Genomic DNA, 23,572 nt, shown 5'->3' on the forward strand with positions numbered 1-23,572 from the left:
CTAGCTATTGCATTTTACTAGCAACATATACTAAATTTTGTTTGACATCTTCACTATTTTGATCACGAACATTTCGATAAAGCAACTGATACTCCACATTCTTTTCTTTCCATGTGAGCGTTGCCATATCTTCTCCGTCCATTTCTTCATTACTATTTTTAAAATAGGCTGTTATACCATTTGTAAGCTTTACTTTCTCCTGAAAACGATTTTGTTCTACGATAAAAGGAAAATTATACGAAAAGTTTGCAGCTGTTAATTCAATATAATCTCGCGTGCCTTTTTCTTGCCGTTCATATTTAATATCAAGAGCAATCCGCTTTTCTCCCATTTTTCGGACTACTGCTTTTGGATTATTTGTTGATTCATACGGTAAAAATGAAGGTGTGTAAAAAGAAAAAGGAAGAACGTTTTTTACAGACTGTACAGGCATTGGATCAGTCATCATATCTTCACTTGCCGCTAAATCTGCTGCAAACTTTTTTTCTTCGACCATAGTTTGCTGAAAAGAACATGCACTTAACACCATACTAGAAAATACGAAACATATCATTCGTTTTTTCAACTTGTATCCGCCCTTTCTCAACATTCTCTTTTCAGGCTTTCGTATGTTATGTTCATATTCTCCCTTTCCTACCGCTCTACCTTTGAAAACTTTCCTCGTTTATCTCACACAATTTGACAAAAACGCTTCCCTATTCTCACGCCGAATTTAATCGTTACGCGAATAGAAAAAGCGTTAGTAACAAGATAGATTATGAAACGCTTTTCATGTCAAGAGTTTCACCTCTATTTCTTTTCTTCTTTTCTTGTATAATAGAAATAGAGGTGATACATATGGTAAATATAAAACAAATCGCGAAAACGGCTGGAGTCTCCGTTACGACTGTTTCACGTGTCTTAAATGAACATCCATATGTCAGTGAAGAAAAACGAGAACGCGTGCTAGAAACTGTTGAAGAATTGAATTACGCCAAAAATGTAAATGCCGTTCATCTTCTAAAAGGAAAAACAAATACAATTGGTGTCATGCTTCCTTTTATTAATCTGCCATACTTTAGTACAATCATTGAAGGGATTGGAACGAAAGCACTTGAAGCTGGGTACCGCATTAATCTCTGTCAAACAAACTACGACAGCATTGAGGAAATGCGTGTCCTTGAAATGATGAAAATGAAACAATTTGATGGCATGATTATTTGTTCCCGAACGAGCTCATGGGAAGCCATTGAACCTTATGCAAAATTTGCTCCTATCATTTCGTGTGAAAAACTGCAGCATCCTCTTATATCGTCTGTCTATGTGAATCACTATGACGGCTTTCGGATTGGAACAGAATATTTATTACAAAACGGACACGAACGGATTGGATTTTGTTTAGCACGCAAAAAAAGCGTGAGTACAAAGCAGCGTGAGCAAGCGTTCTTTGATACTCTTCGTGCAGCAGGTAAACACTCACAAACTGACTGGCAGTTTTATCAATGCTACAATATTCAAGATGGCGCCAATGTCATTCACAGCATACTAACGATGAAAAATCGTCCTACCGCTCTTTTTGCTGCAAGCGATCAAGTTGCTTCGGGATTATTAACAGAAGCGAGAAAACAAGGACTGCGAGTACCAGAAGATTTAGCGATTTTAGGATTTGATAACCACCCTATTTCTGAAGCGTTAGAGATAACAACGATTGAAAACCCAGGATTAGCAATGGGAAATCGTGCTTTTTCACTATTTTATGAACAAGTACAACAAGAACAAATTACAGGGACTTCTGAAGAGTTACCGTTTCGTCTCATTGAACGAGGAACAGTGTAAAAGCTCCTATTACTGGAGCTTTTTTTGTATAAATCCAAAGTAACTACTCAGTTACTTTATGAAAAACCGATAGAAAAGAATTTTTTTAAATGGGCGAGAGGGACTGGCGATGCATAGGAGCGGTCAGGGCCTTTTCCTGCCACGTGCAAGGTTTGAAAACAAAAGTAGACAATAAGTGCAGGCTCCTTTTGTTTCTGCATAGTTGCAATCTATATGTCGAAAAATTAAAATGGATTTCCTATAGTTCATATCATTGCCCTTCTTGACTATATCCTTCTTCTATCCTATACTTTAACTAACGAACGGTAGGTAGGGGATGAGCATGACAGCAAACCGTATTAAATCTGTAGCACTTTCACACTTTGCACGCTATGGCTATGAAGGAACTTCACTCGCAAATATTGCCGGAGAGGTTGGTATTAAGAAGCCGTCAATATATGCACACTTTAAAGGAAAAGAAGAGCTCTATTTTATTTGCTTAGAAGAATCTTTACAAAAGGATCTTGCATTCTTTAAACAGTATGTGAAGAAGTCAGAAGAAACTCCCTTTGAAGACTTTTTATTTCATCTTCTTAAAAATTATGGCCATCGCTTTCAAGAAAGTATTGAAGCAATGTTTTGGTTACGCACTTCGTTTTTTCCACCATTTGCCTTCCGTGAGCAAATTATGGAAAAAGCAAATGCATACATCGAAAGCATCGGACAGCTTTTAGTACCTATTTTTGAACAGGCACAAGACAAGAAAGAATTTTGTAACATTGAAGTATCAGAAGCTGTTGCAGCTTATTTATGTTTAATGGACGGATTAATGGTTGAATTTTTATTTGCTGGAATACAACCATTTGAAAATCGATTATACGCATCTTGGAAAGTATTTTGGCGAGGATTATCAAGCTGACGGATTGCACATGCAATACGTCATTTTCTTGCCCTAAACCTAACGACTGATAGGAAGGAGAATGAATGAGATGGAATGGATTTATGTTGTTATCGCAGGACTCATTGAAATCGTTTGGGTAATTGGTTTAAAACATGCCACAATACCACTAGAATGGGTTGGTGTGGCACTTACAATTGCCATAAGCTTTTTCCTTTTATTCAAAGCTTACGCAAAGCTCCCTGTCGGAACTGTATATGCTGTGTTCACAGGAATTGGAGCTGGAGGTATTGTCCTAACAGAAATTTTTATTTTCGGCGAACCATTTTCAATGGTAAAAATCTTATTTATCGGATTAATTTTCGTAGGTGTTATTGGTTTAAAACGAGTAACAGGTGAACAAAAACAGAAGGAGGCCGCATAACATGGCCTGGGTATATTTAATTATTGCTGGTATTTGTGAAGTTACCGGTGTTATCTTTATGAAGATAGCCAATGAAAAAAAAGGCTGGACACCAAAACTGATGTTAATTGCCAACTTCGGTGTAAGTTTCTTCTTCTTATCTCTCGCAATGGATACATTGCCAATGGGAACGGCTTACGCAATTTGGACAGGAATCGGAACTGCCGGAAGTGCACTACTTGGCATTCTCATTTTCCGCGAATCCGCTGATTGGCGCCGTCTTGTCTTTTTAAGTTGTATCTTATGCGGTGCAGTTGGTTTAAAATTAATGAATTAACGAGGTGAATGCAAGGTAACTACTCAGTTACTTTATGAAAAACCGACAAAAAATCATTTTTTAAATGGGCGAGATGGACTGGCGATGCATAGGAGCGGTCAGGGCCTTTTCCTGCCACGTGCAAGGTTTGAAAACAAAAGTAGACAATACGTGTAGGCTCTTCTGCATAGCCGCAATCTAATATGTCGAAAAATGAAAATGGATTCATATATATTCCATATTGCAGAATAATTATTTCATAAAGCATTTGCACTTCTCATGTTTCTGCCTAACATGGCTCTTGAGGTCACTTCTGTTATGTGGTCCATTATCGCCTCTATTGGGATTATTATCATTTGGTTCACTACAAAACTTTGGAAAAAGCTCTTTTCAAAAGACAGTTCTTCAGACAAGAAGTAACTGTCTTTTTTTCATATCATTTCCTCCTTTGGGCATACTACAAAAAAGGAGCTGATTATATGCAAACTTCTGCACATAAGCAGATTTTACTGCTATTCTTCGTCTTTATTATGTTTGTTGTGTTTTTTAGTTTCTTACTACATACGTATAACGTGCCTGTTTACTCGCCGAGTATGGTGTCGGTTTATAAAATTGTTATGCATAGTTTGGTGCATTGAAGAAGGTGTCTCGTAATGAGACACCTTCTTTTTATAAATCACGCTTTTCATATAAATGTATGGTGAGAAATAATGATGCAACATTTAAAGCAATCGCTCCAACTAAAACAATTGCATTAGCTGTAAAATGGGTAGCCCATCCATTCATTGAATCTGTCCAAAAGGCGGAAATAACCGCGCCCTGTATCATAGTAAACATTATACCTATAAAAACTGCAACTTGTGTTCCTATTTTATTCCCAATACCCAAACTGACAGGTAATACAATACTAATAAATAAAATCCCTTCAACCATTCCGCCTACTATATCTCCCCATACTATTACAGTACTGACTTCTTTTTTTCCATATTGAATTTGTAATATCCCTATTATCAATGCCATAAGTATGCCTAGCACAATTAAACAATGTGAAAAAATATATTTAGACAAGACTACATTTTTTCGGCTAACAGGTAAACTGCTTACTACTTTGTTACTATTATTTTTTTCTTCTTGATTTATAGACACGATTGTTCCAAGCACTGGTACAATTATACATGCGATTGTCACAAAAGCTTTGTTATTGATATCTATAGTCGAAAGAAAAAGAGAATAGACAAAATAAAAAATGATCATTTTTCTTTGTAACATAAAATCTTTCCAAACTAATTGTTGCATAGCAACCTCCTCCTTATACATCTTGTTTTTCGTGTATTTTTATCGTAAACATTATGGATAAGATATAGATAGCAAATAAAATAAGAACGCTTATCAAAAATGATAATTCGAACGAATATTCCGAAAAATAAACTTGAAATACACCATCTTCTTTTCCTACTTCTCCATTTAGCCATGTACTAGCACGAAAAAATAGAAACATAACAACTCCATATAGCACTGAGCGCATCATTTTCACTTTAATGCCATAATAAATGGGTAAAGAAACGGCTACATATACAACGGAAACAATAAAAGCAATCAGCAATGAATGCCATGGAAAATAAGATGCATCCATTCTATCGATAGCAACTCCTTGAAAAAGCCATTGAAAAACAGTTCCCGGCATCAACACACCTATGCCAACAAGTAAAAGGAAAGACACATATTTCGCCATAATAATTTCTCTTCTGAGTAACGGCAAACTATTTAATAGCTTATCACTTTGATTCCGTTCTTCTATCATTGTTGATGTATTTAAAAATACCATTGTAATTAACAGACTACTAAAAATAGATGCATTTTGATCATATAAATATAATCCATACGACGCAAAATAAAAGAGAACGCACATCATCCACGTAAAGCGCTGCACATACAAGTCCTTAAACACAAGCAGCCGCATTTCTCTTTCTCTCCTTCGCCGTATACACGATAATATCATCAAGTGTCGGTTTCTCTAGCACAACTTCTTGACCAAACCAATCTGCAACCGCCCGTTTATCCTTCGCCAATCCTTCAAACCCATATTTATTTTTTCTTAAACCGACAAACAGTTCTTTTCCTTCTACGTCTAACAAGTCATTGCTTCCTTTTACGATTATGTAATTCTCCAGTAGTTCGTCTTTCTCTCCAGTAAAGACGATTTCACCTTCATTTATAAATGTAATATAATCAGCAATGCTTTCTAAATCCGTTGTAATGTGTGTAGAAAATAACACGGATATTTCCTCTTCCATTACTATCTCTTGCAATATATCAAGCAGCTCACTTCGAACAACCGGATCTAATCCTGCTGTTGGTTCATCCATAATGATTAGCTCAGCATGATGTGACAACGCCATAGCAATGGCATATTTCATTTTCATTCCTTTTGATAACTGTTTAATCTTTTTATGTTTCGGAACTTGTAATCGCTCCATGTATGATTGGTATTGTGCTTCATCCCACTTTTTATAAAAAGGCGCAATAATACGCTTCATTTGTTCACATGTTAAATCTTCATAATAATGATTTTCGTCATATACAAAGCCGATATTTTGTTTTACTTCTTTTTCATATTTTTGATTGTCCTTACCAAAAATATGAATTTCACCACTATTTCGTTTCACTAAATTCATTATCATTTTAATTGTCGTACTTTTTCCTGATCCATTTGGTCCAATAAACCCCATAATATATCCGCGTGGCAGTTTAAAATTTACATTTCGGACTGAAAAACCTTGATAATCTTTACAAACATTTTTAAATTCTAGCATGTGTCTTATTCCCCCTTATATAGAAACGCAATCATATGCTGCAACTCTTCAAGAGACAGCTGGAGAAGTTTACTTTCATTTACTACTTCTTCCGCTTTACTTTCCAACAATCGCAGCCTTTGTTCTCGTATGAGCTCATTATTTTGCACAGAAACATACGTCCCTTTTCCAGCGACTGTCTCTATATACCCTTCTTTTTCAAGCTCTTCATACGCCCTTTTCGTCGTAATGACACTAATTTGTAATTCCTTCGCTAAACTACGGATAGACGGTAATTGCTCTCCACCTTTTACATTCCCATTTAAAATTAGCTGCCGAAGCTGCTTACTAATCTGTTCATAAATCGGATCTGGTGAAGAGTTTGAAATAATAATATTCATATTCCCCTCCACAGTGTATATACTGTATACATCTAATATATACAGTATATACACACTTCTCTATTTTTGGCAATAAAAAAAGACCAACAATTTCCTGTTGGTCTTTCATATATGTATCACTTCTCAAAGCGATTTAACATCTCATCTCTCATACCAAAGCTTACAATTGCAATTCCAACATACATAAAAATAAGAAATGCTGGATGTACTGTGTTATACCAATGACTATCAATAATTAAATATACCGTTAATGCTGCAACAAGTAAAAATGCAACAATAAACATATAGAAATGTCTTTTACTACCCATAACGAACTCCTCTCTAATTACTCATTTATTGTAACGAATTATCCCCTATGACTCAAGACTAACTTTCCTGTAAATGATCTAACTCAACTTTCACAATATCATGACAAGCGATTGGAATTAGTGTTCCTTTACTATCAATTGCAGTTACACTCTTGTTATCTAATACGTGATGCTTCACTCTCTCCAACATTTTTTCTGTATCTTGGTAATAAAATTCTTTAATATCCTTAATCATATCACCATTTTCTAAATAGTACACCATCCTACAACGCTTATAGCCCATCTTTTCCATCCCCTTGTTCAATTCTTCACATATGTATAAAAAATTTACATTTCTGCTTCTCATTTACTTTAATTCCAATAAAATTCTAACAAAAATACACACTTTTATCAAAGGAACTTTTTCAACAAAAACGTTGAGAAAGTGTGATAATTCTCCAATCTTACATAAAACCTGCGATTTTATAACATCTTTTTTAAGTAATAACATTTTTGATCATAATATATAAATTTATTTTGATTTTTCAACATATAAGTCGCTGCTACGAAGAAAAAAGAAGTATTCACTTCGCATGTGGCAGAAAAAGGCCCTGACCGCTCCTATGCATGGCTAGTCCCTCTCGCCCATTTAAAAAAATACTTTTCTGTCGGTTTTTCAATTTGTATTTATATAAAAAGAACTCGCATATAGCGAGTTCTCTACAAATTATTATTAAACTTGAACCATAGATGGTTTTTGATAGCGTAAAATCGGCTTACGTGCTGCCATTGTTTCATCAAGGCGCTTAATTACTGTTGTATGCGGCGCTTCTTGAACCACTTCTGGATTTTCTTCTACCTCTTTTGCGATCTGAATCATCGTATCGATAAATCCATCTAATGTTTCTTTTGATTCTGTTTCTGTCGGCTCAATCATAATACATTCTTCCACATTTAATGGGAAGTAAATTGTTGGTGGATGGTAGCCGAAATCAAGCAGACGTTTTGCAATATCAAGCGTACGTACGCCAAGTTTCTTTTGGCGACGACCAGATAAAACAAATTCATGCTTACAATGTCTGTCAAATGGAAGATCGTAGAATGGAGCTAATCTTCTCATCATATAGTTCGCGTTTAATACTGCATATTCTGTTACCGCACGAAGTCCATCTGGACCCATAGAACGAATATACGTATACGCACGAACGTTAATACCAAAGTTACCATAGAACGGTTTCACGCGTCCGATTGCTTGTGGACGATCGTAATTAAAGTGATAGCCGCTTTCTGTTTTCTCTAAAACTGGCTTAGGTAAAAACGGAATTAAATCTGCTTTTACACCTACTGGACCAGAACCAGGGCCACCGCCGCCATGCGGACCTGTAAATGTTTTATGAAGATTTAAATGTACAACGTCAAATCCCATATCTCCTGGGCGCGCTTGACTTAATACTGCATTTAAGTTTGCACCGTCATAGTACAATTTACCGCCTGCATTATGAACGATTTCTGCCATTTCTAAAATGTTCTCTTCAAATAGACCAAGTGTATTTGGGTTTGTTAACATAAGCGCTGCTGTTTCTTCGTTCACAACACGCTTTAAGTCTTCTAAATCAACAAGACCATTTTCATTAGACTGGACTGTAATCGTCTCAAATCCTGCTACTGTTGCAGAAGCTGGGTTTGTTCCGTGAGCAGAGTCAGGAACGATTACTTTCGTACGGTTATAGTCACCGTTTGCTTCGTGATATGCACGAATTAACATTAATCCTGTCCATTCACCGTGCGCTCCTGCTGCTGGCTGAAGCGTTACATTATCCATACCTGTAATTTCTATTAAATGCTCTTGTAAGTCATACATTAATTCCATTGCACCTTGCACTGTTTTTTCATCTTGAAGCGGATGAATGTGTGCAAGACCAGGGAAACGCGCTACATTTTCATTGATTTTCGGGTTGTACTTCATCGTACAAGATCCTAGTGGATAAAACCCAGAATCAACACCGTGGTTACGATTTGAAAGCGCTGTGTAATGGCGCATAATATCAAGTTCTGATACTTCAGGAAGCTCTGCATCTTCCGTGCGAATATACTCGCTCTCAAACACATCTTCTAATTTTACTTCTTCTACATCTAATTGGGGTAAGCTATATCCTATGCGTCCTTCTCTACTCATTTCAAAAATAAGTGCTTGGTCTTGGTTCTTCATTGGATAGCCCCCATTTCGTTTACAAGTGTGTCAATTTCTTCTTTTGTGCGTAACTCTGTTACAGCTACAAGCATATGATTTGTAAGTTCTTTATAATCACGGCCAAGGTCGTAACCACCGATGATATTTTTGGATAATAATGCATCGTTTACTTCTTGTACTGGACGTTTGCAATCTACAACAAATTCATTGAAGAACGGTCCAGCAAATGTTACTGTAAAGCCTTTTGCTTCAAGTTGACGTTTTGCATATTGTGCTTTAGAAACGTTTTGACGTGCCATTTCCTTCACACCTTGTTTCCCAAGGGCTGTCATTGCAACAGAAGCTGCTAATGCGTTTAACGCTTGGTTTGAACAAATATTAGACGTCGCTTTATCACGACGAATATGTTGCTCACGTGCTTGCAGCGTTAATACGAAACCACGTTGTCCTTCAGAATCCACTGTTTGTCCAACAAGGCGTCCTGGAATTTTACGCATAAACGCTTTTGTTGTAGCAAAATAACCGCAGTGCGGGCCACCAAACTGCGTTGGAATACCAAATGGCTGTGCATCGCCTACAACAACATCAGCACCAAATTTACCAGGTGGTGTTAACGCTCCTAACGCTAATGGATTAGAAGAAACGATGAATAATGATTTTTGCTGATGAACGATTCTCTCAATATCAGCTAGTTTTTCCACTTGTCCAAAGAAGTTTGGATATTGAACGATTACGCAAGCTACTGTATCATCTACTTCGCTTTGTAATGCGTCTAAATCTGTTACACCATCTTTATAATCAACTTCAACAACCTCAAGGTGTTGACCTTTTGCATATGTTTCAAGAACTGCTCTTGATTCCGGATGAACTGCTTTAGAAACAAGAATTTTCTTTTTACGAGTATGACCTGCTGCTAGCATTGCCGCTTCTGCTAACGCTGTACCTCCGTCATACATAGAAGAGTTTGCTACATCCATACCTGTTAGTTCACAAATCATTGTTTGGAATTCAAAGATTGCTTGTAATTCCCCTTGTGAAATTTCTGGTTGGTACGGTGTATAAGCTGTATAAAATTCTGAACGAGACAGAACATGATCTACAATTACTGGTGCATAATGATCGTATACACCTGCTCCTAAGAAGGAAGCATAGTCTTTTAAGTTTGCATTTTTACTAGCAAGCTCAGACAGTTCTTTTAAAAGTTCTGGTTCTGATTTTGCCTGTTTAATATTTAAATCCCCTTGAAAACGAACGCTTTCTGGAATATCAGAAAATAACTCATCAATCGTTTGAACACCGATCGTTTGTAACATTTCTTTTTTGTCTTCTTCTGTCATTGGAAGATAACGATGCAACATGAAATCTACCCCTCTCCCCGTTACTTTGAACGTTTGTAAAATGGTGTTGGAACAACAACTGCTTTGACGCGTTTATTACGAATTTCAATTTCTACTTCTGTATCAACTGCTGCATATTTCACATCAATTAACGCTAAACCGATACTTTTCTTTAACGTTGGAGATTGTGTACCACTTGTAACTTCCCCGATTTTTTCTTCGCCTACATATACAGGGTAATGCGTGCGCGGGATACCACGTTCAATTACTTCGATGCCGACTAATTTACGAGGTGCACCGTTTTCTTTTTGTTCCTTTAACGTTTCTTTTCCAAAGAAATCCATTTCTTTATTTGGTTTTACCGCAAAGCCAATTCCAGCTTCAATTGGTGTAATATCTTTTGATAACTCTTGACCATAAAGAGGAAGTGTTGCTTCAAAACGAAGTGTATCACGCGCTCCTAAACCACATGGTTTTAAGCCATCTTCTTCGCCTACTTTAAGAAGTTTCTCCCAAAGTTTTGCAGCTTCTTCGCTCTTACAGTAAATTTCAAATCCATCTTCACCTGTATAACCAGTACGAGATACAAGCGCTTCTACACCATCCACAAGAACATTGTCTTTAAATTTAAAGAACTTAATTTCTTTCAAATCTTCTGATACAACTTTTTGTAAAATGCCCTCTGCTTTTGGTCCTTGAATTGCAAGTTGTGCAATTTCACTAGAAACGTTGACTACTTGCACATCGCCGCTTACATGAGATGCTAACCATTCGTAATCTTTATCAATATTTGATGCATTGATTACTAACAAATAGTCTTCTTCTCCGCGTTTGTAGATTAATAAGTCATCTACTGTACCACCATCTTCGTAACACATTGCCGTATATTGTGCTCCGCCTACCTTTAAGATAGAAACGTCGTTTGTAACTACACGTTGTAAAAATGCTAAACTATCTGCACCTTTTACTTCTACTTCTCCCATGTGAGAAACATCAAAAAGACCTGCTTTAGTACGAACAGCTTCATGTTCTTCTTTAATGCTTGAAAATTGAACTGGCAATTCCCAACCACCAAAATCAATTGTTTTCCCACCATACTTCGCGTATACATCAAATAGCGGTGTACGTTGTAACGTAATCATGTTCTCTCCCCCTTACGCTTTCTATGACAAATCAATAAAAGTTGGTTTCCCATTTCTAAACGTTTTCCATTCAGAAAAGATGGGATATACGGAATCTGATTCTATTTTTTTATGAAAGCGTAAATAAAAAAGTGCTTTCTTGGATAAAATACGAAAGATTCCACACATTTCACACCATTATCCTAACATTTTTCGAGTCGTTTCATCAATATTCTAGCTAAAAAAATAATTTAGAATTTATAGAAGGTGAGATATTATCCATGAATGTCAAAATTTCAATAGAGCGTTCTTGGCAAGAAAACTTCTTAAAACGAATAGAAGAAGATGGCCCGTGGACAAACTGGGAACTATTTCATCTCGCATATCAAACTGAACAGTCCCTTCTCATTCCCAAATTTGACGGGCTACAGGCACCTAAACATTTGCCACATTTCACGCCACTTCCACATCAGTTAGAAGTAGCGCAAACCGTCATTGAACAAATGAACGGAAAGGCAATCTTAGCAGATGAAGTTGGCCTTGGAAAGACAATTGAAGCTGGACTTATTTTAAAAGAATATATGGTGCGCGGACTTGTGAAAAAAGTACTTATTCTTGTACCTGCATCTCTCGTTTCACAATGGACATATGAACTAAATACAAAATTTTTCATTCCAGCCGCCATGCAGCGAAAAAGTTACTCCTGGGAGCAAGCTGACGTTATTGTATCGTCTATCGATACCGCAAAGCGCTCGCCGCACCGTGATATCGTTTTAAATTTAGAATATGATCTCATTATTATTGATGAAGCACATAAACTAAAAAACAACAAAACGAAAAACTATGAATTTGCCCAACTATTAAAGAAAAAATTTTGTTTATTACTTACCGCAACACCTGTTCAAAATCGCATTGATGAAATCTTTAATCTTGTCTCGCTATTAAAACCCGGACATCTCGGCAACCAATCTAATTTTGAAGAATATTACGCTTCGAAAAATCGCACGACTGAAACAGATGAACATTTAAAAGAACTCATTAATAAAGTAATGGTACGGAATCGACGACACGACACTGGCATCGAATGGCCAAAACGACATGTTCATACGCTCTTTGTCGACTTCAATGAACAAGAAAAAGCTTTATACGATGCAATTGAAGGATGGAAAAGACAAGATGTATCTACTTCTGCATTTTCTGCGTTAACATTGAAGCGTGAAGCGTGCAGCAGCCGCGAAGCTGTTTATTTCTCACTCAAAAAACATGTAGAAAAGCGGCAAAAAGAAGATACGCAATATACAGTAGATCCATACATAGATGTGTTAATGGAGAAAATTAATGGTATTTCCGCTAATTCAAAAGCAAATAAAGCATTAGAAATCATAAAAGAAATTAATGATAAAGTTGTCATTTTCACCGAATACCGTGCTTCTCAAATGTATTTACAATGGTTTTTAAAGCAGCACGGCATCTCGTCTGTACCTTTTCGGGGCGGATTTAAACGCGGTAAAAAAGATTGGATGAAAGAATTGTTTCAAAACCATGCCCAAGTATTAATTGCGACAGAAGCAGGCGGTGAAGGAATAAATCTACAATTTTGTAATTACATGATCAACTACGATCTTCCTTGGAATCCGATGCGTCTTGAACAAAGAATTGGACGGATTCATCGTCTCGGACAAAAGCATGACGTTCATATTTATAATTTGGCAACGAAACATACAATAGAAGAACATATTTTAAAACTGCTGTATGAAAAAATTGACTTATTTGAGCGCGTCATTGGTGATTTAGATGAAATTTTAACAAGAATCAATATGAAAAACATCGATGCGCACATTCACGATATTTTTACTCATTCCAAAAGTGAAGGAGAAATCCGCATTAAAATGGAAAATTTAACGTCGATTATTGAATTTGCCAAACGAAATGAAGCCGAGGTGCGTGGCTATGCAGCAACATGAAATTCATCATTATTTACATTGTTTTTTCGAGGCAAACGGCTGTGAAATTTTGCAGCGTTCCCCTCATTTATTAGACGTTCAATTAACAATCGAAATGGATAAACTACTGATGAACCGTCCATTTTATTGGCATTATCTTGAAAAAACAGGTGGGATACCAAATCCGATGCGTCTTACATTCATTACTGATGCAAAACCCGAGGAGAAAGAAGGCGAGTTCATTCACTACGGTTCTCCGCGCTTACATCAAATTTTTCAAGCAACAAAAGAATTAGGTGCTTACATTCGTTTATTTGAGGATGTACATTCAAATGGACAAACAAGCACTCCGCTTCACCCTTGGCTTGGCGTCAATATAAAGGTCTCTTATCAATGTGATCGAAAAAAGGATATGCTGTATTCCATCGGGATTCACCTTATTTCTGGTGCAATGATTACAAATTTTCATGAGGCATTAACAGCGCTTCGTCTTACACCAAAAATCCCTGATTTTTGTTTTACATTAACGCCAATTATTAAACCGCAAAGCGGCTTATCTAGAATAGAAGAAGCTACGAAACGTATCATTGCTTCAGACGATCACTCATGGGCTGAAGAAGCAAAAGTTCGTTGGAATCACGATTTACAACTACTAAACCGCTTTTATGAGGAAAGTAATGAATTACCAGAAAGCTACGAAATAGAAAAACGAGCCTTACAAGAGCAATATGAACCGCGCATTATGATGCAAATTATAAACGGCGGACTCTTTTATGTGACAGCCAATCATTTTCTAACATAAAAAAACTCCTTCTACAAGGAGCTTTTTTATGTTAGAAAGTAAAAGTTCATTTTAGATTTTCCCATTATATTTCCGGCCATCGTTATGTTCTTGCTGATGAATTTTTGTCATTCTTTTTTGATATTCTCTATCTTTTGCACTTACATGATTTGCATCCGTTTCTGTATTCTTCTTTGAACCGCCTGCTCCGTTACTCATTTTGTTCACCCCCACTCGTATATACTTCGGCATTAGTTTTCGCAATCCACATTCCACTTATACAAAAAATAAGGAGAGGAAATCCCCTCTCCTTACACATATTTTTGAAACATATCATGTAACTCTTGATTCACAAGATAAGAAATCTGCTCATCTGACTTATGAGGATAACGATCACGTAGTCGAATAGATGCCTTTAAAACTAAGTTCTCTAATACAGAACGCCCGCCCTTTCCATAAATCGTCTCTGCATATTCTATCAATTTTCCATCCTCAACTGTTGCAGGAGTTTGATCGAAGAAAAATTTACTCATTTGTACCACCTCTCCTTTGATAACGTTTACATTTATATAAACTCAATATGTTATTTATTTCACAATTAATGTATGCATGTATAGATGATTAGTTCCATTATAAAACAACATTGCCATAGTATCAAAGTGTATTTTAAACAATTTTGTGAACAAATATAAAAAATGAAAGCGTTTTAAATATTGTTATTAACATTATACCAAATAAACTTAATAATCAAATGTACTAAAAACTTAAATGTTACTATTAAAGACAAAAGTTCTTTATAGTATGAAATAAATATCTAAATTACCTTACAAATTTAAAAAATTGCATAAAAAAAGCTTTTAAAGGAATTTCCTCCTCTAAAAGCTTTTTTGCTATTCATTATGTACACGACTTCGTGAACGTAAAATATTATCCTTTAATCACGCATCTTTGTGCTCTTTCGCATTTTCGTGTATATATGAACTTTGATATTTAATTAATAACTTATCAAGCAATGGCAATAAAATTGGTGCTAACACCATATAAAATCCAACATTTCCAATCGCGTGATTGAGATCAAACGGTAAGCCTGCCATATAATAAGCCCAAAAATATTTCAAGCCATAAATCGGTGCTTGACATAAAGAAATAACAAATCCATATAAAAAACCTGTAAATCCAGCGTACAATCCCATAATGACATGTGGGATTTTTGAAAACATAGGTCGGATAACCAAACCTGTAATAAGCACAATAACAACATACGAAATAATTTGTGGAATTGTCCAAATTCCTATTCCTAATATTAAGTTTGATGCTACCATAACAAGAATAGCGTGCACAATTCCATAACGTATTCCCATTAGCAATGTTACTAAAATAAGTAATGTCGTTGTTGGTTGTACATTAGGAATAAACGCAAATATCAATCTTCCAGCAACTGATAACGCAGTTAGTACAGCCACTAATGCAATACTTTTAATATGTGTAATCGGAACATTAGAAGATCGGTTATGAAGCTGCATGTAAATCCCACTTCACTTCGTCACCGTTTTTTAATTCAGTTTCGTTTGCACCTTTTACTGCTGGTGTACCATTAACATTAAACAACCAATACTTATTTTCTTTCGTATCTTGTTTAATTCCATTAATCGAAGTGATAAACCCTTTATTCTCTTCAATTTTGAAGTTCTTCTTCATCACGTCTAAAAGTGTTTCTTTTCCCGTAATTTCAATAGTCTTTTTTTCTACCTTACTATCACCATTATTTTGCGTTATTTCAATTGTTACTTTACTTACTGCATCTTTCTGTTTTGAGGTATTAACAGATGCGTCTTTGTTTGAACAACCAACGATGTTTATTAACATCACGATTGCAAAAAGTACCTTCATCATCGTTTTCGTTACTTTCATCATGGTCTCCTTTCTGTCCAAATAAAAAAGGCCTAGTAAGGCGTATAAGCAAAAACTAGACCTGTAGACTAACCTCTTTGCCTCGAAACAGTTAGTCTAAACAAAGCTGTATGTAATCGACCTGACTTAAGACTAGATATCTAATCTATTACAGTGGCGGGACCGCGTTGGAATTTCACCAAACTTCCATTACCTACAACATTTTTATGAACGATTTTTTTACAATTAATTACTAAGTTTAATAATTCCCCACTATTATATCACAATGAAAGCTTAAATATTTCGGGATAACTAATCATTTTTTATTCTTAATCCTATGAACAAGTTCAATATTCAGAATTTTTATTGTACAATACAAAAAAGGAGGAGTTCAATGAAACAAAACAATAAAGTAATTTACGATATTATTTTTTATCTTATCTTTCCATTTGTTATTTGGAAATTTGGCAAACAATATATGGATGCATATTATGCCATGCTACTTTCTTCTGTTCCAGGTATTTTTTATACACTGTATTGTTTCAAGAAAGAACGGCAATTTCATGTGACCGGCTTTTTTATCCTCGTTACAATGATTGTAAATACAAGCGTAGATATACTTTCCGGATCAGCTGAGAAAATGTTATGGAACGACGTGTACTATCACATTGTACTTGGTATTGTTGTGATATGTACCATTTTTATCAAACAACCACTTATGTTATATTTCGCAGCCGACCTTGCTGCATTGCAAGGGGATGATCGAAAGAAATCGCAATTGTTATATCGTGACCCTCGCCTCTTTCCATCGTTCCAATACTTTACTTTCTTTTTTGGCTTACAATTTATTGTACTTAGCGGTATTAAGATTTATATGATTTCTAAATTTGGAGTAGACGGATACGGAGAAATGAAAGCGATTATGACAGGAGTTGGTTGGTGCATTTCAATCGGAATTGGAGCTGGGTTCCTTTGGATTAGTAATAAAATTAACCAAGTGACCGAAGCTGAAGTTTAATGCATAAAGTGAAACTTCCATCATTGGGAGTTTTTTATCTCCCACCTTACTTCCTTTTTTCTCTATACATTTTGAGGTGGAAGTCCTACTGCCCGCTAAAGTGGGATAAAAAAGAAGCTCCACTGCTTGTAAGCGGTGGAGCTTCTTTTCTAGGTTATATTGTCGAATATACAGCGTGTTCAACTCGCCGTAGAAATTGTACTATGACATAAAACCCTTTTCTAGTTGAAAATTATTCCATGAAAAATACTTAACTCGATTTCTTTCTCTTCTTCATTTGACGATAAAAGAATGCAGCACTTACCGGCAACATACCAAACCAACGATTTAAGAATGGTTCTCTCTCTTCACGGCGCTGTTGCCGTTTTTGTTTTCGATCCTCTTTTGGAGCATCCATATATGATACAAATTGTTGTGTGACATATCTTATATAATCATTTGTAGACATATCTATCACCTCTACTAGATTAGTATGTCCACTTCTTTATTTATTAATCCGCCCTTGAATTTCTTGAACAATTGCTTCAATACTTTTATTTGTCGTATCGATCTTCACCGTTGCTTCTTCATAATAAGCTTGACGCTTTTCAAATTTCTCGATAAACGACCCTATATTCTCCTTTTGAAACAACGGTCTTGTTGTATCCCCAGCAATTCGCTCCGCAATGACATGTGGATCACAGTACAAATAAATTACAGTTCCATGTTCTTTCATCCACTTTCGGTTCTCCGCTTTTTCAACGATTCCTCCTCCAGTTGTAATAATATAATCATTTGTCGGTAATGATTGCAGAACTTCACTTTCATACTTTCGGAAAACATCTTCTCCTTCTTCTGAAAAGATATCCCGAATCAGTTTCCTTTTCTTTTCTTCAATACGCTGATCTGTATCAATAACTGGCATATGAAGTGCACTACTTAATGCTTTACCAACTGTTGTTTTCCCAGATCCCATAAAACCTGTTATATATAATGTTTGCATGTTATCCTCTCTCCTCTTGCCAATTCGTAATTGCTTCGTTATTTGTATTATAATGAAAGCTAACTTTACTTGCGCGCTTTCGTTTTGTTATACATTGTAAAGTAATAGAAGCATTTCCATCTACAATTGTGTAATTTCCCTTTGCTTCACCTGCCTCGTACGAATAAATAAATTCTCTGTTTCCCATTGTAGCTTTTAATTCTTGTTTCACATCCGCAACAGCTTGGCTCGTTATTTCTTCTAAAATAAACAATTCTTCTGCTTCTGTATAAAATTTTTGATCTGATAGGAGTATATTTGTCTCATATACTAAAAAAGACATGAGTAAAAATAGGAGGATGATTGTTCCCGGCATTGTAAATCCACTTTCCGACTTCATCATTTCACCTCAATAGCAGAGTAACGGGTAACAACACCATCATATACTTTACCGTTTATATCCTGCACACGTATGATTAATGTATGAGCTGCTAATTGATAAGAAATGTCCCCTACTTTTTGTAATAGAACTTCATGACCCGTCCCATTTACTTTTCGAACAATATTATTTCCAGACTTAACATATGTGATTTGTTCTCCTGCCTTTGTTTTGAAAAACAATTTTCCTTCCCCATTATTTCCTTCTTCTACATCGCGAAACTCAATTTGCACCTGCTCTAAAAAAACGTTCCATTCCCAATTCGTGATTTGTTTAGGGGTACGGGGGTTCTATAAAGAGGAGTTGAAGACGGGGGAGAAGAAGAAAAAATACAGATATAAATAGAAAACAGATCATAACTTCTAACAACGTAAACCCCGATTGCTTATTTTTTAACATGACGACACCGTTCATTCTCTCGCTGTTTACTATCTTTCCACATTACGCACACTTTTTCTGTCTTCCATTGAATTGTATATACCGTATGTTCATAGCGTTTTTCTATTACTGGCGATACTACATGGTCATACATATATACAGCGGCCACTTCTTTCAACAGTAGCTGCGCTCTGTATCGAAGCTGAATATTTTTTCGTTCCTGCATAATAAGAAGCGTTTGCGGAATTAAAAGCGAAACGGCCATCATTAATAAACTAAGAGACACAAGCATTTCTAGCATAACCGAACCTTTGTCACACTTCATAATACGTAAATCTCCCTCTCCCAAGTTGAAATACAACATGATACGTTTTAGATTTATAAGAAATAATAATCGTTCCACCTCTATTAATATTTCCATCCGCTCCGTAACTCATTGGATTAGGGAACGTGTTTATATTCACCTGTATATCAGATGGATAGTAACGAACGAGAACAGGGTTTGTTTCTCCCGATGATGTAATAGTGTACGAAGCTTGATTAGGAAACCACCGTAATGTGTGACGGTTATGGCGGCTCATTGCTACTTGTTGCATGAAAAGGATATCTTGAGAAAATTGGTGCATAAACTGATTCATCTTTTGTTTTTCGTAAATCGACGATAAATTAAAATACGTTACTACACTTAAAATAGAAATAGCACTTAATACGATGAGCATTTCTAATAGAGTAAAGCCATTTTTTTTCACGATTTCCCTACAACTTTAACCTCTCCATTTGCAGCATCAATTGTAATGCTCTCCCCTTTTGGACAAGTTTTAGATGTAATATACTTCCCCGTATATAAATCATCCACCGTTGGGATTTTATTATGTTCTAATTGATATGCTTGTACTTGTGATTCAACTGACTTTACAAAAGCATCACATCCCTTTCCTTGTACAGAAGATCGTTGATTTACGACATTTGGAATAATAAGCAGTAATAACACAGAGATGACAACCATAACAAGCAACATTTCTAACAGCGTAAAGCCTTTTTCATTTTTCACAGAACATGCCTCCTAAATAGAATCCATCATTTGAAACATCGGCATAATCATCGCTAAGTACATAAGCACAACAACCATTCCGATACATGCAAACAAAAGGGGCTGTATAACAAATAAAATACGATTAATTTTCTCTTCGATTTTTTCAATTGTCATTTCACTATAATCGGCAAGCTCAGTTGCTAAATTGCCATTTGCTTGTCCATGTTTAATAATGTAAGCGAGCTCTTGTTCATAATACGAACGATTCATCATAATAGAATCAAGATGGTCCCCTATCGTTAATAACTCCTGTATTTTGAGAGCTTCACATTGAAAAAACAAATGATGTTTTTGCTCCTTCATTAACGTTAGCGCTTCTAATATGGATAGTCCACCTTGTAAAAGACCGCTTAATTGAATCGCAAAATAGTGTGAGTTCGTTAATTTAAAAAACATTTTTATAAGAGGAACTCTCATACAAATATCCATTCTCGTAACTGGATGCAACCTTTTTACATACAGCATATAGATAAGAACTGCGCTGCCAATTGCAACAACAACGCCTCCCATAACATACGGAAGTGCTTGAATAACTGTTAAAATACTGTCTGTAAATGAAGTAGATGATCCGCGGAGTGAACGGTATAAAGTAGAGAACTGTGGAAGAAGAACTAGGTTAAATACAAGAAGAATACCTAATAAAAACAAAGAAAGAACGAATGGATAGCGCAGCACTTTCATCATATTTTTTTGATGTTTATCTTTTCTGCAAAGAAGTGAGCTCCCTTGCTGCAGTGCAAAAGCAATGTCACCGTGCTGCTCTGCATAAAATAAATAGCTTAAAATATCGGGATGAAATGCAAGTTTATCAAAAACATCATGTAAGCTGCTTCCCTTTTTAAATTCTTCAGCAGCATCTTGAAGCTGCACTTGCTTATGCGGGGTTAGGTGAAAATGCAAAAACTCTAATGCATGTAATAAAGAGTATCCTTTCTCTAAAAGTTCGCCAAGCCTTCGCAGCAATAATGCTTGTTCATGTAACCGCCACTTTTCTTTCTTAAACATAAACATCTTCTTCAATAAACCCCAGTGCATACCCTTTTCTTAATTCATCCTGAAGCGTTGTATATTGGTACGTTGCTTGTCTTCCATTTGCTTCATAAATGACTTCTTTCAATTCATCACCGTACAATAATTCATAAATGCTTGCTCGGCGTACGTGACGCATTTTTTTACATAGCGGTGAGCATTTCCCTTTGCAAAATGGACATTTTAATTCCACAAGTCGCTGCGCTGCTACCGCTAGTAGCGATTGTTCAATTTCTAAAAGTGAAATACCATAATCCATTAAACGTAGCACTGCGCTCTTTGCATCATTCGTATGCAATGTTGTCATAACTAAATGTCCCGTTAAACTTGCTCGAACTGCCACCTTTGCTGTTTCTTCATCGCGAATCTCTCCTACTAATATAATATCTGGGTCATGACGTAAAATCGCTTTTAATCCAGTTGCATACGTAATACCCGCTTTTTCATTAATTTGAATTTGTAATAGTCCATCTTTTTTCTTTTCAACTGGATCTTCTAGTGTCACAATGCGGCGAGTCTGTTCCTTCTTTGCTACTTCTAATAGAGCATACATCGTTGTCGTTTTCCCCGATCCTGTTGGTCCTGTAAAAATAATTAACCCGTGCGAATGGTGCAAAAAAGAGAGAAGTGTTTTTGCGGAATTTGGGAATAATGAGAGATGAGAGAGGGTCGGAACCGCAGTTTGTAAGTGCAACCGAATAACGAGACTTTCATGATGCACAGTTGGCAAAGTAGAAAGGCGCAAATATACCTCTTCCTCGTCAACTTTCATCTGCAATGAACCATTTTGCGGCTTTCTTCTTTCACCAATATCCATAGCTGCTAAAAACTTAAAGTGTGATACAAGTCGGTCACAAAATTCTTTTGAAGTATGATGCTTTGTTACTAAATCTTTTCCAATACGCAATTGTACAACAGCATCTTCATGACGCGGTACAATATGAAGATCTGATGCTCGCAACCTACATGCTTCTTTCATAATTGTGTCAGCAAATTGTTCGACAGCATTCACTGTTATCGCCTCCTCACTCTTTATATATCACGACCATCATGAAAAGAAAAATGGTGAATTTTCCATTTCAACAGCAATATTTTTCAATTTTATATACGAAAAAGTTTGTGAAATTATGAACAATTAATGAATCATTGCCCAAAAACATGTTATACAACATTATCTATATTATAATATTGTTATCTCAGATAAACCGATAAAGGTGGCGATCCTCATGGAACAAGCTTTAAAAATTACAAACGTACTTTCTGATCCAACACGCTATTATATTTATAAATATATTTCTCAAAAACACACGGAGGTAACCGTACAAGAAATTGCTGATGAATTTGATATTCATCCGAATGTTGCGCGTTTACATCTTTCAAAGCTAGAAGATGTAAATATGTTAAAATCAGAAACAAAAAAAACAGGTAAAGGCGGCAGACCTAGCCGGTTATATGTCTTATCAGATGATGTCATTCAACTGCAATTTCCGTTTCGCGATTATCAATTATTAGCACAAATTGCTTGCAATACATTACTTAGCTTAGGTGAAGTTGGCGAGAAAGCACTTTATGAAACGGGCAAAAAGTTTGGTAAAGAATTAATGGAACAACAGCTAAATCGCTTAAACATTAATGAAAATGAATTAACGGTTGAACAAAAAGTACAAATTGCCAAAGAAGCTTTAACAACAGCGGGCTTATCTCCAGAATTTGAACTAAGCACCGATGGAGCCAAAATTTTCTATGACGTATACAATTGCCCATTTAAAGAAGTTGCCATTCATCATCCAAAAGAAGTTTGTAACATGCATGTCGATATGATGAAAGGGATCTTTGAAGTTCTATTTCCGAACATGGAATTAACACGTAATGATAATATGTTCGAAACAGGTTGTAAGTCTTGTAATTATCATCTTCATGTGTAAAATAAGAAGCCAGATTATACTGGCTTCTTATTATTTTGTAAATGTTTACAATAGTTAGAAAAGTGCATTATAATTAGGGAGAGTATTGAGTTCATACAAAGGGAGGGGAATGGGATGGAGCGCATGTTTCGCGTTCTCGGCTTTTGGACTGGTATTTTTTCCGTGATGTTTTATTTAGGTGATATGTATGGGGCAGCACTATTATTTTTAGGACAAACAGGATTTTTTGTACTTTTAAGTTATTTAAAATTAACAGAGCGTATGTACATTTATGTATTTGGCGCATATTTAACAGTCTTCTTCATTGGATTTACATACTATACGACATTCCTTCTTACACCAGGAATTGGACATTAAGATGGCATATATGCCATCTTTCAGAGTGTTGGGAAACCCTTTGGGTTTCCCAACCTCTGATGACCTTTATTGTAACTATGTATAAAAAAATTGTACGAAACAATAAAAAATAAGAAAAACAGCCCTTCAACTGACCCTTTCTGGTCAGATGAAGGGCTATTTTTTTCATGTTTTGGCAGGCTGCGGTGAGATATGCCTGTATTTGGACAGACTTCATC

General features: G+C 35.9%; 34 protein-coding genes, 1 pseudogene and 1 riboswitch. Of the genes and pseudogenes, 10 read left to right on the top strand and 25 right to left on the bottom strand.

The features are described 5' to 3' along the window. Positions 1 to 4: 4 nt before the first annotated feature. Positions 5 to 589: a hypothetical protein gene (locus H280_RS0113180; protein ID WP_020061601.1), complete on the bottom strand. Its 585-nt coding sequence runs from the start codon at positions 587 to 589 to the stop codon at positions 5 to 7. A gap of 248 nt (positions 590 to 837) precedes the next feature. Between H280_RS0113180 and H280_RS0113185 the strand changes: the two genes are divergently transcribed. The 5 genes and pseudogenes from H280_RS0113185 to H280_RS25100 form a co-directional block, all read left to right on the top strand. Further along, positions 838 to 1,815, top strand: a complete 978-nt coding sequence (locus H280_RS0113185; protein WP_020061602.1) for a LacI family DNA-binding transcriptional regulator — start codon at positions 838 to 840, stop codon at positions 1,813 to 1,815. 316 nt (positions 1,816 to 2,131) lie between these two features. Further along, positions 2,132 to 2,713, top strand: coding sequence for a TetR/AcrR family transcriptional regulator (locus H280_RS0113190; RefSeq protein WP_028411228.1), 582 nt, complete (start codon positions 2,132 to 2,134; stop codon positions 2,711 to 2,713). 70 nt (positions 2,714 to 2,783) lie between these two features. Next, a complete protein-coding gene (locus tag H280_RS0113195) occupies positions 2,784 to 3,116 on the top strand; it encodes a DMT family transporter (RefSeq protein ID WP_020061604.1) in 333 nt (110 codons plus the stop codon). Between the two features lies 1 nt (position 3,117). Beyond that, positions 3,118 to 3,432 (top strand): DMT family transporter, encoded by a 315-nt coding sequence (locus tag H280_RS0113200; RefSeq protein WP_020061605.1) that lies wholly within the window; start codon positions 3,118 to 3,120, stop codon positions 3,430 to 3,432. A gap of 231 nt (positions 3,433 to 3,663) precedes the next feature. Next, positions 3,664 to 3,831, top strand: a pseudogene (locus tag H280_RS25100) (DUF3975 family protein); the annotation flags it as partial. 249 nt (positions 3,832 to 4,080) lie between these two features. Here the strand turns inward: H280_RS25100 and H280_RS0113215 are convergent. The 9 genes from H280_RS0113215 to gcvT form a co-directional block, all read right to left on the bottom strand. Then, positions 4,081 to 4,707: an ABC-2 transporter permease gene (locus H280_RS0113215; protein WP_020061608.1), complete on the bottom strand. Its 627-nt coding sequence runs from the start codon at positions 4,705 to 4,707 to the stop codon at positions 4,081 to 4,083. A gap of 13 nt (positions 4,708 to 4,720) precedes the next feature. Further along, a complete protein-coding gene (locus H280_RS0113220; protein WP_020061609.1) occupies positions 4,721 to 5,371 on the bottom strand; it encodes an ABC-2 transporter permease in 651 nt (216 codons plus the stop codon). After that, a complete protein-coding gene (locus H280_RS0113225; protein WP_020061610.1) occupies positions 5,352 to 6,224 on the bottom strand; it encodes an ABC transporter ATP-binding protein in 873 nt (290 codons plus the stop codon). Before H280_RS0113225 ends, H280_RS0113220 begins: the two co-directional genes overlap by 20 nt. Before the next feature lie 5 nt (positions 6,225 to 6,229). After that, positions 6,230 to 6,604 (bottom strand): GntR family transcriptional regulator, encoded by a 375-nt coding sequence (locus tag H280_RS0113230; RefSeq protein WP_020061611.1) that lies wholly within the window; start codon positions 6,602 to 6,604, stop codon positions 6,230 to 6,232. Positions 6,605 to 6,720: 116 nt separating this feature from the next. Next, positions 6,721 to 6,912, bottom strand: a complete 192-nt coding sequence (locus tag H280_RS0113235) for a hypothetical protein (RefSeq protein ID WP_020061612.1) — start codon at positions 6,910 to 6,912, stop codon at positions 6,721 to 6,723. Between the two features lie 58 nt (positions 6,913 to 6,970). Beyond that, positions 6,971 to 7,195: a DUF3929 family protein gene (locus H280_RS0113240; RefSeq protein WP_020061613.1), complete on the bottom strand. Its 225-nt coding sequence runs from the start codon at positions 7,193 to 7,195 to the stop codon at positions 6,971 to 6,973. Between the two features lie 429 nt (positions 7,196 to 7,624). Then, entirely contained in the window at positions 7,625 to 9,100 is a 1,476-nt protein-coding gene (gene gcvPB, locus H280_RS0113245) for an aminomethyl-transferring glycine dehydrogenase subunit 2 (protein ID WP_020061614.1), read from the bottom strand. Beyond that, positions 9,097 to 10,440 carry an aminomethyl-transferring glycine dehydrogenase subunit 1 gene (gene gcvPA / locus H280_RS0113250; RefSeq protein ID WP_020061615.1) on the bottom strand — a complete coding sequence of 448 codons (1,344 nt, stop codon included), beginning with the start codon at positions 10,438 to 10,440 and terminating at the stop codon, positions 9,097 to 9,099. Before gcvPA ends, gcvPB begins: the two co-directional genes overlap by 4 nt. Positions 10,441 to 10,460: 20 nt before the next feature. After that, entirely contained in the window at positions 10,461 to 11,561 is a 1,101-nt protein-coding gene (gcvT, locus tag H280_RS0113255) for a glycine cleavage system aminomethyltransferase GcvT (protein ID WP_020061616.1), read from the bottom strand. A gap of 260 nt (positions 11,562 to 11,821) precedes the next feature. On the opposite strand from gcvT, the gene H280_RS0113260 reads away from it, so the two are divergent. Continuing rightward, positions 11,822 to 13,504, top strand: coding sequence for a DEAD/DEAH box helicase (locus tag H280_RS0113260; protein WP_020061617.1), 1,683 nt, complete (start codon positions 11,822 to 11,824; stop codon positions 13,502 to 13,504). Beyond that, positions 13,491 to 14,285 (top strand): YqhG family protein, encoded by a 795-nt coding sequence (locus H280_RS0113265; protein ID WP_020061618.1) that lies wholly within the window; start codon positions 13,491 to 13,493, stop codon positions 14,283 to 14,285. The genes H280_RS0113260 and H280_RS0113265 overlap by 14 nt, the downstream gene beginning before the upstream one ends. 51 nt (positions 14,286 to 14,336) lie before the next feature. Here the strand turns inward: H280_RS0113265 and H280_RS26140 are convergent, their stop codons facing one another. From H280_RS26140 to H280_RS0113285, 4 genes are all read right to left on the bottom strand, one after another. Further along, positions 14,337 to 14,483: a hypothetical protein gene (locus tag H280_RS26140; protein WP_020061619.1), complete on the bottom strand. Its 147-nt coding sequence runs from the start codon at positions 14,481 to 14,483 to the stop codon at positions 14,337 to 14,339. 92 nt (positions 14,484 to 14,575) lie between these two features. Next, a complete protein-coding gene (locus H280_RS0113275) occupies positions 14,576 to 14,797 on the bottom strand; it encodes a hypothetical protein (RefSeq protein WP_020061620.1) in 222 nt (73 codons plus the stop codon). A gap of 405 nt (positions 14,798 to 15,202) precedes the next feature. After that, the gene (locus tag H280_RS0113280) at positions 15,203 to 15,787 is read right to left on the bottom strand and encodes a hypothetical protein (RefSeq protein ID WP_020061621.1); all 585 of its coding nucleotides are present in this window, start codon (positions 15,785 to 15,787) and stop codon (positions 15,203 to 15,205) included. Then, positions 15,774 to 16,178: a DUF4430 domain-containing protein gene (locus H280_RS0113285; RefSeq protein WP_155895008.1), complete on the bottom strand. Its 405-nt coding sequence runs from the start codon at positions 16,176 to 16,178 to the stop codon at positions 15,774 to 15,776. Before H280_RS0113285 ends, H280_RS0113280 begins: the two co-directional genes overlap by 14 nt. 59 nt (positions 16,179 to 16,237) lie before the next feature. After that, a riboswitch (adenosylcobalamin (AdoCbl) riboswitch) is annotated at positions 16,238 to 16,391 on the bottom strand. A 157-nt stretch (positions 16,392 to 16,548) separates the two neighbouring features. On the opposite strand from H280_RS0113285, the gene H280_RS0113290 reads away from it, so the two are divergent. Further along, on the top strand, positions 16,549 to 17,172 hold the full coding sequence (locus tag H280_RS0113290) for a VC0807 family protein (RefSeq protein ID WP_020061623.1): 624 nt from the start codon (positions 16,549 to 16,551) through the stop codon (positions 17,170 to 17,172). Positions 17,173 to 17,422: 250 nt separating this feature from the next. Here H280_RS0113290 and H280_RS0113295 read toward each other — a convergent pair whose 3' ends face one another. From H280_RS0113295 to comGA, 10 genes are read right to left on the bottom strand one after another with little or no spacing between them, the layout of a single operon-like run. Continuing rightward, entirely contained in the window at positions 17,423 to 17,620 is a 198-nt protein-coding gene (locus H280_RS0113295) for a YqzE family protein (RefSeq protein WP_020061624.1), read from the bottom strand. A gap of 36 nt (positions 17,621 to 17,656) precedes the next feature. Further along, positions 17,657 to 18,154 (bottom strand): shikimate kinase, encoded by a 498-nt coding sequence (locus tag H280_RS0113300; protein WP_020061625.1) that lies wholly within the window; start codon positions 18,152 to 18,154, stop codon positions 17,657 to 17,659. 1 nt (position 18,155) lies between these two features. Beyond that, complete coding sequence (gene comGG, locus H280_RS0113305) at positions 18,156 to 18,536, bottom strand: competence type IV pilus minor pilin ComGG (RefSeq protein WP_231401781.1); 381 nt, start codon at positions 18,534 to 18,536, stop codon at positions 18,156 to 18,158. Next, the gene (locus tag H280_RS26485) at positions 18,533 to 18,805 is read right to left on the bottom strand and encodes a ComGF family competence protein (protein ID WP_020061627.1); all 273 of its coding nucleotides are present in this window, start codon (positions 18,803 to 18,805) and stop codon (positions 18,533 to 18,535) included. The genes comGG and H280_RS26485 overlap by 4 nt, the downstream gene beginning before the upstream one ends. Before the next feature lie 40 nt (positions 18,806 to 18,845). Continuing rightward, positions 18,846 to 18,986, bottom strand: coding sequence for a prepilin-type N-terminal cleavage/methylation domain-containing protein (locus H280_RS27025; protein ID WP_081625662.1), 141 nt, complete (start codon positions 18,984 to 18,986; stop codon positions 18,846 to 18,848). Further along, positions 18,958 to 19,275, bottom strand: a complete 318-nt coding sequence (locus H280_RS0113315) for a type II secretion system protein (protein ID WP_020061628.1) — start codon at positions 19,273 to 19,275, stop codon at positions 18,958 to 18,960. The genes H280_RS27025 and H280_RS0113315 overlap by 29 nt, the downstream gene beginning before the upstream one ends. Then, positions 19,265 to 19,699, bottom strand: a complete 435-nt coding sequence (gene comGD / locus H280_RS0113320) for a competence type IV pilus minor pilin ComGD (protein WP_020061629.1) — start codon at positions 19,697 to 19,699, stop codon at positions 19,265 to 19,267. The genes H280_RS0113315 and comGD overlap by 11 nt, the downstream gene beginning before the upstream one ends. Then, complete coding sequence (comGC, locus tag H280_RS0113325) at positions 19,696 to 20,001, bottom strand: competence type IV pilus major pilin ComGC (RefSeq protein ID WP_020061630.1); 306 nt, start codon at positions 19,999 to 20,001, stop codon at positions 19,696 to 19,698. Before comGC ends, comGD begins: the two co-directional genes overlap by 4 nt. Before the next feature lie 12 nt (positions 20,002 to 20,013). Continuing rightward, a complete protein-coding gene (gene comGB, locus H280_RS0113330; RefSeq protein ID WP_020061631.1) occupies positions 20,014 to 21,054 on the bottom strand; it encodes a competence type IV pilus assembly protein ComGB in 1,041 nt (346 codons plus the stop codon). Then, positions 21,041 to 22,084, bottom strand: coding sequence for a competence type IV pilus ATPase ComGA (gene comGA, locus H280_RS0113335; protein ID WP_020061632.1), 1,044 nt, complete (start codon positions 22,082 to 22,084; stop codon positions 21,041 to 21,043). The genes comGB and comGA overlap by 14 nt, the downstream gene beginning before the upstream one ends. A gap of 214 nt (positions 22,085 to 22,298) precedes the next feature. Here comGA and H280_RS0113340 point away from each other — a divergent pair, with 214 nt between their 5' ends. Continuing rightward, a complete protein-coding gene (locus tag H280_RS0113340; protein ID WP_020061633.1) occupies positions 22,299 to 22,997 on the top strand; it encodes a helix-turn-helix transcriptional regulator in 699 nt (232 codons plus the stop codon). A 114-nt stretch (positions 22,998 to 23,111) separates the two neighbouring features. Continuing rightward, positions 23,112 to 23,354 carry a DUF2626 domain-containing protein gene (locus tag H280_RS0113345; protein WP_020061634.1) on the top strand — a complete coding sequence of 81 codons (243 nt, stop codon included), beginning with the start codon at positions 23,112 to 23,114 and terminating at the stop codon, positions 23,352 to 23,354. A 20-nt stretch (positions 23,355 to 23,374) separates the two neighbouring features. On the opposite strand, the gene H280_RS26490 is transcribed toward H280_RS0113345, so the two are convergent. Then, a partial coding sequence (locus tag H280_RS26490; RefSeq protein ID WP_231401782.1) for a hypothetical protein occupies positions 23,375 to 23,572 on the bottom strand: 198 nt, incomplete at its 5' end.

Source organism: Bacillus sp. 123MFChir2 (assembly GCF_000383235.1).
Lineage (GTDB): Bacteria > Bacillota > Bacilli > Bacillales > Bacillaceae_G > Bacillus_A.

What these genes read in the sequence shown, in the direction of transcription:
- H280_RS0113195 (WP_020061604.1), top strand. Translation starts at nt 2,784, where the DNA reads ATGGAATGGATTTATGTTGTTATCGCAGGACTCATTGAAATCGTTTGG.
- H280_RS0113280 (WP_020061621.1), bottom strand. Translation starts at nt 15,787, where the DNA reads ATGCAGCTTCATAACCGATCTTCTAATGTTCCGATTACACATATTAAA.
- H280_RS0113275 (WP_020061620.1), bottom strand. Translation starts at nt 14,797, where the DNA reads ATGAGTAAATTTTTCTTCGATCAAACTCCTGCAACAGTTGAGGATGGA.
- H280_RS0113220 (WP_020061609.1), bottom strand. Translation starts at nt 5,371, where the DNA reads ATGCGGCTGCTTGTGTTTAAGGACTTGTATGTGCAGCGCTTTACGTGG.
- H280_RS0113200 (WP_020061605.1), top strand. Translation starts at nt 3,118, where the DNA reads ATGGCCTGGGTATATTTAATTATTGCTGGTATTTGTGAAGTTACCGGT.
- H280_RS0113290 (WP_020061623.1), top strand. Translation starts at nt 16,549, where the DNA reads ATGAAACAAAACAATAAAGTAATTTACGATATTATTTTTTATCTTATC.
- gcvPA (WP_020061615.1), bottom strand. Translation starts at nt 10,440, where the DNA reads ATGTTGCATCGTTATCTTCCAATGACAGAAGAAGACAAAAAAGAAATG.
- comGB (WP_020061631.1), bottom strand. Translation starts at nt 21,054, where the DNA reads ATGTTTATGTTTAAGAAAGAAAAGTGGCGGTTACATGAACAAGCATTA.
- H280_RS0113345 (WP_020061634.1), top strand. Translation starts at nt 23,112, where the DNA reads ATGGAGCGCATGTTTCGCGTTCTCGGCTTTTGGACTGGTATTTTTTCC.
- H280_RS0113315 (WP_020061628.1), bottom strand. Translation starts at nt 19,275, where the DNA reads ATGAAGTGTGACAAAGGTTCGGTTATGCTAGAAATGCTTGTGTCTCTT.
- H280_RS0113185 (WP_020061602.1), top strand. Translation starts at nt 838, where the DNA reads ATGGTAAATATAAAACAAATCGCGAAAACGGCTGGAGTCTCCGTTACG.
- H280_RS0113265 (WP_020061618.1), top strand. Translation starts at nt 13,491, where the DNA reads ATGCAGCAACATGAAATTCATCATTATTTACATTGTTTTTTCGAGGCA.
- H280_RS0113180 (WP_020061601.1), bottom strand. Translation starts at nt 589, where the DNA reads ATGTTGAGAAAGGGCGGATACAAGTTGAAAAAACGAATGATATGTTTC.
- H280_RS26140 (WP_020061619.1), bottom strand. Translation starts at nt 14,483, where the DNA reads ATGAGTAACGGAGCAGGCGGTTCAAAGAAGAATACAGAAACGGATGCA.
- H280_RS0113190 (WP_028411228.1), top strand. Translation starts at nt 2,132, where the DNA reads ATGAGCATGACAGCAAACCGTATTAAATCTGTAGCACTTTCACACTTT.
- gcvPB (WP_020061614.1), bottom strand. Translation starts at nt 9,100, where the DNA reads ATGAAGAACCAAGACCAAGCACTTATTTTTGAAATGAGTAGAGAAGGA.
- H280_RS0113225 (WP_020061610.1), bottom strand. Translation starts at nt 6,224, where the DNA reads ATGCTAGAATTTAAAAATGTTTGTAAAGATTATCAAGGTTTTTCAGTC.
- H280_RS0113295 (WP_020061624.1), bottom strand. Translation starts at nt 17,620, where the DNA reads ATGTCTACAAATGATTATATAAGATATGTCACACAACAATTTGTATCA.
- H280_RS0113300 (WP_020061625.1), bottom strand. Translation starts at nt 18,154, where the DNA reads ATGCAAACATTATATATAACAGGTTTTATGGGATCTGGGAAAACAACA.
- H280_RS0113240 (WP_020061613.1), bottom strand. Translation starts at nt 7,195, where the DNA reads ATGGGCTATAAGCGTTGTAGGATGGTGTACTATTTAGAAAATGGTGAT.
- H280_RS0113215 (WP_020061608.1), bottom strand. Translation starts at nt 4,707, where the DNA reads ATGCAACAATTAGTTTGGAAAGATTTTATGTTACAAAGAAAAATGATC.
- H280_RS0113230 (WP_020061611.1), bottom strand. Translation starts at nt 6,604, where the DNA reads ATGAATATTATTATTTCAAACTCTTCACCAGATCCGATTTATGAACAG.
- comGG (WP_231401781.1), bottom strand. Translation starts at nt 18,536, where the DNA reads ATGATGAAGTCGGAAAGTGGATTTACAATGCCGGGAACAATCATCCTC.
- H280_RS27025 (WP_081625662.1), bottom strand. Translation starts at nt 18,986, where the DNA reads ATGAACGGTGTCGTCATGTTAAAAAATAAGCAATCGGGGTTTACGTTG.
- H280_RS0113285 (WP_155895008.1), bottom strand. Translation starts at nt 16,178, where the DNA reads ATGATGAAAGTAACGAAAACGATGATGAAGGTACTTTTTGCAATCGTG.
- H280_RS0113340 (WP_020061633.1), top strand. Translation starts at nt 22,299, where the DNA reads ATGGAACAAGCTTTAAAAATTACAAACGTACTTTCTGATCCAACACGC.
- gcvT (WP_020061616.1), bottom strand. Translation starts at nt 11,561, where the DNA reads ATGATTACGTTACAACGTACACCGCTATTTGATGTATACGCGAAGTAT.
- H280_RS0113260 (WP_020061617.1), top strand. Translation starts at nt 11,822, where the DNA reads ATGAATGTCAAAATTTCAATAGAGCGTTCTTGGCAAGAAAACTTCTTA.
- H280_RS0113235 (WP_020061612.1), bottom strand. Translation starts at nt 6,912, where the DNA reads ATGGGTAGTAAAAGACATTTCTATATGTTTATTGTTGCATTTTTACTT.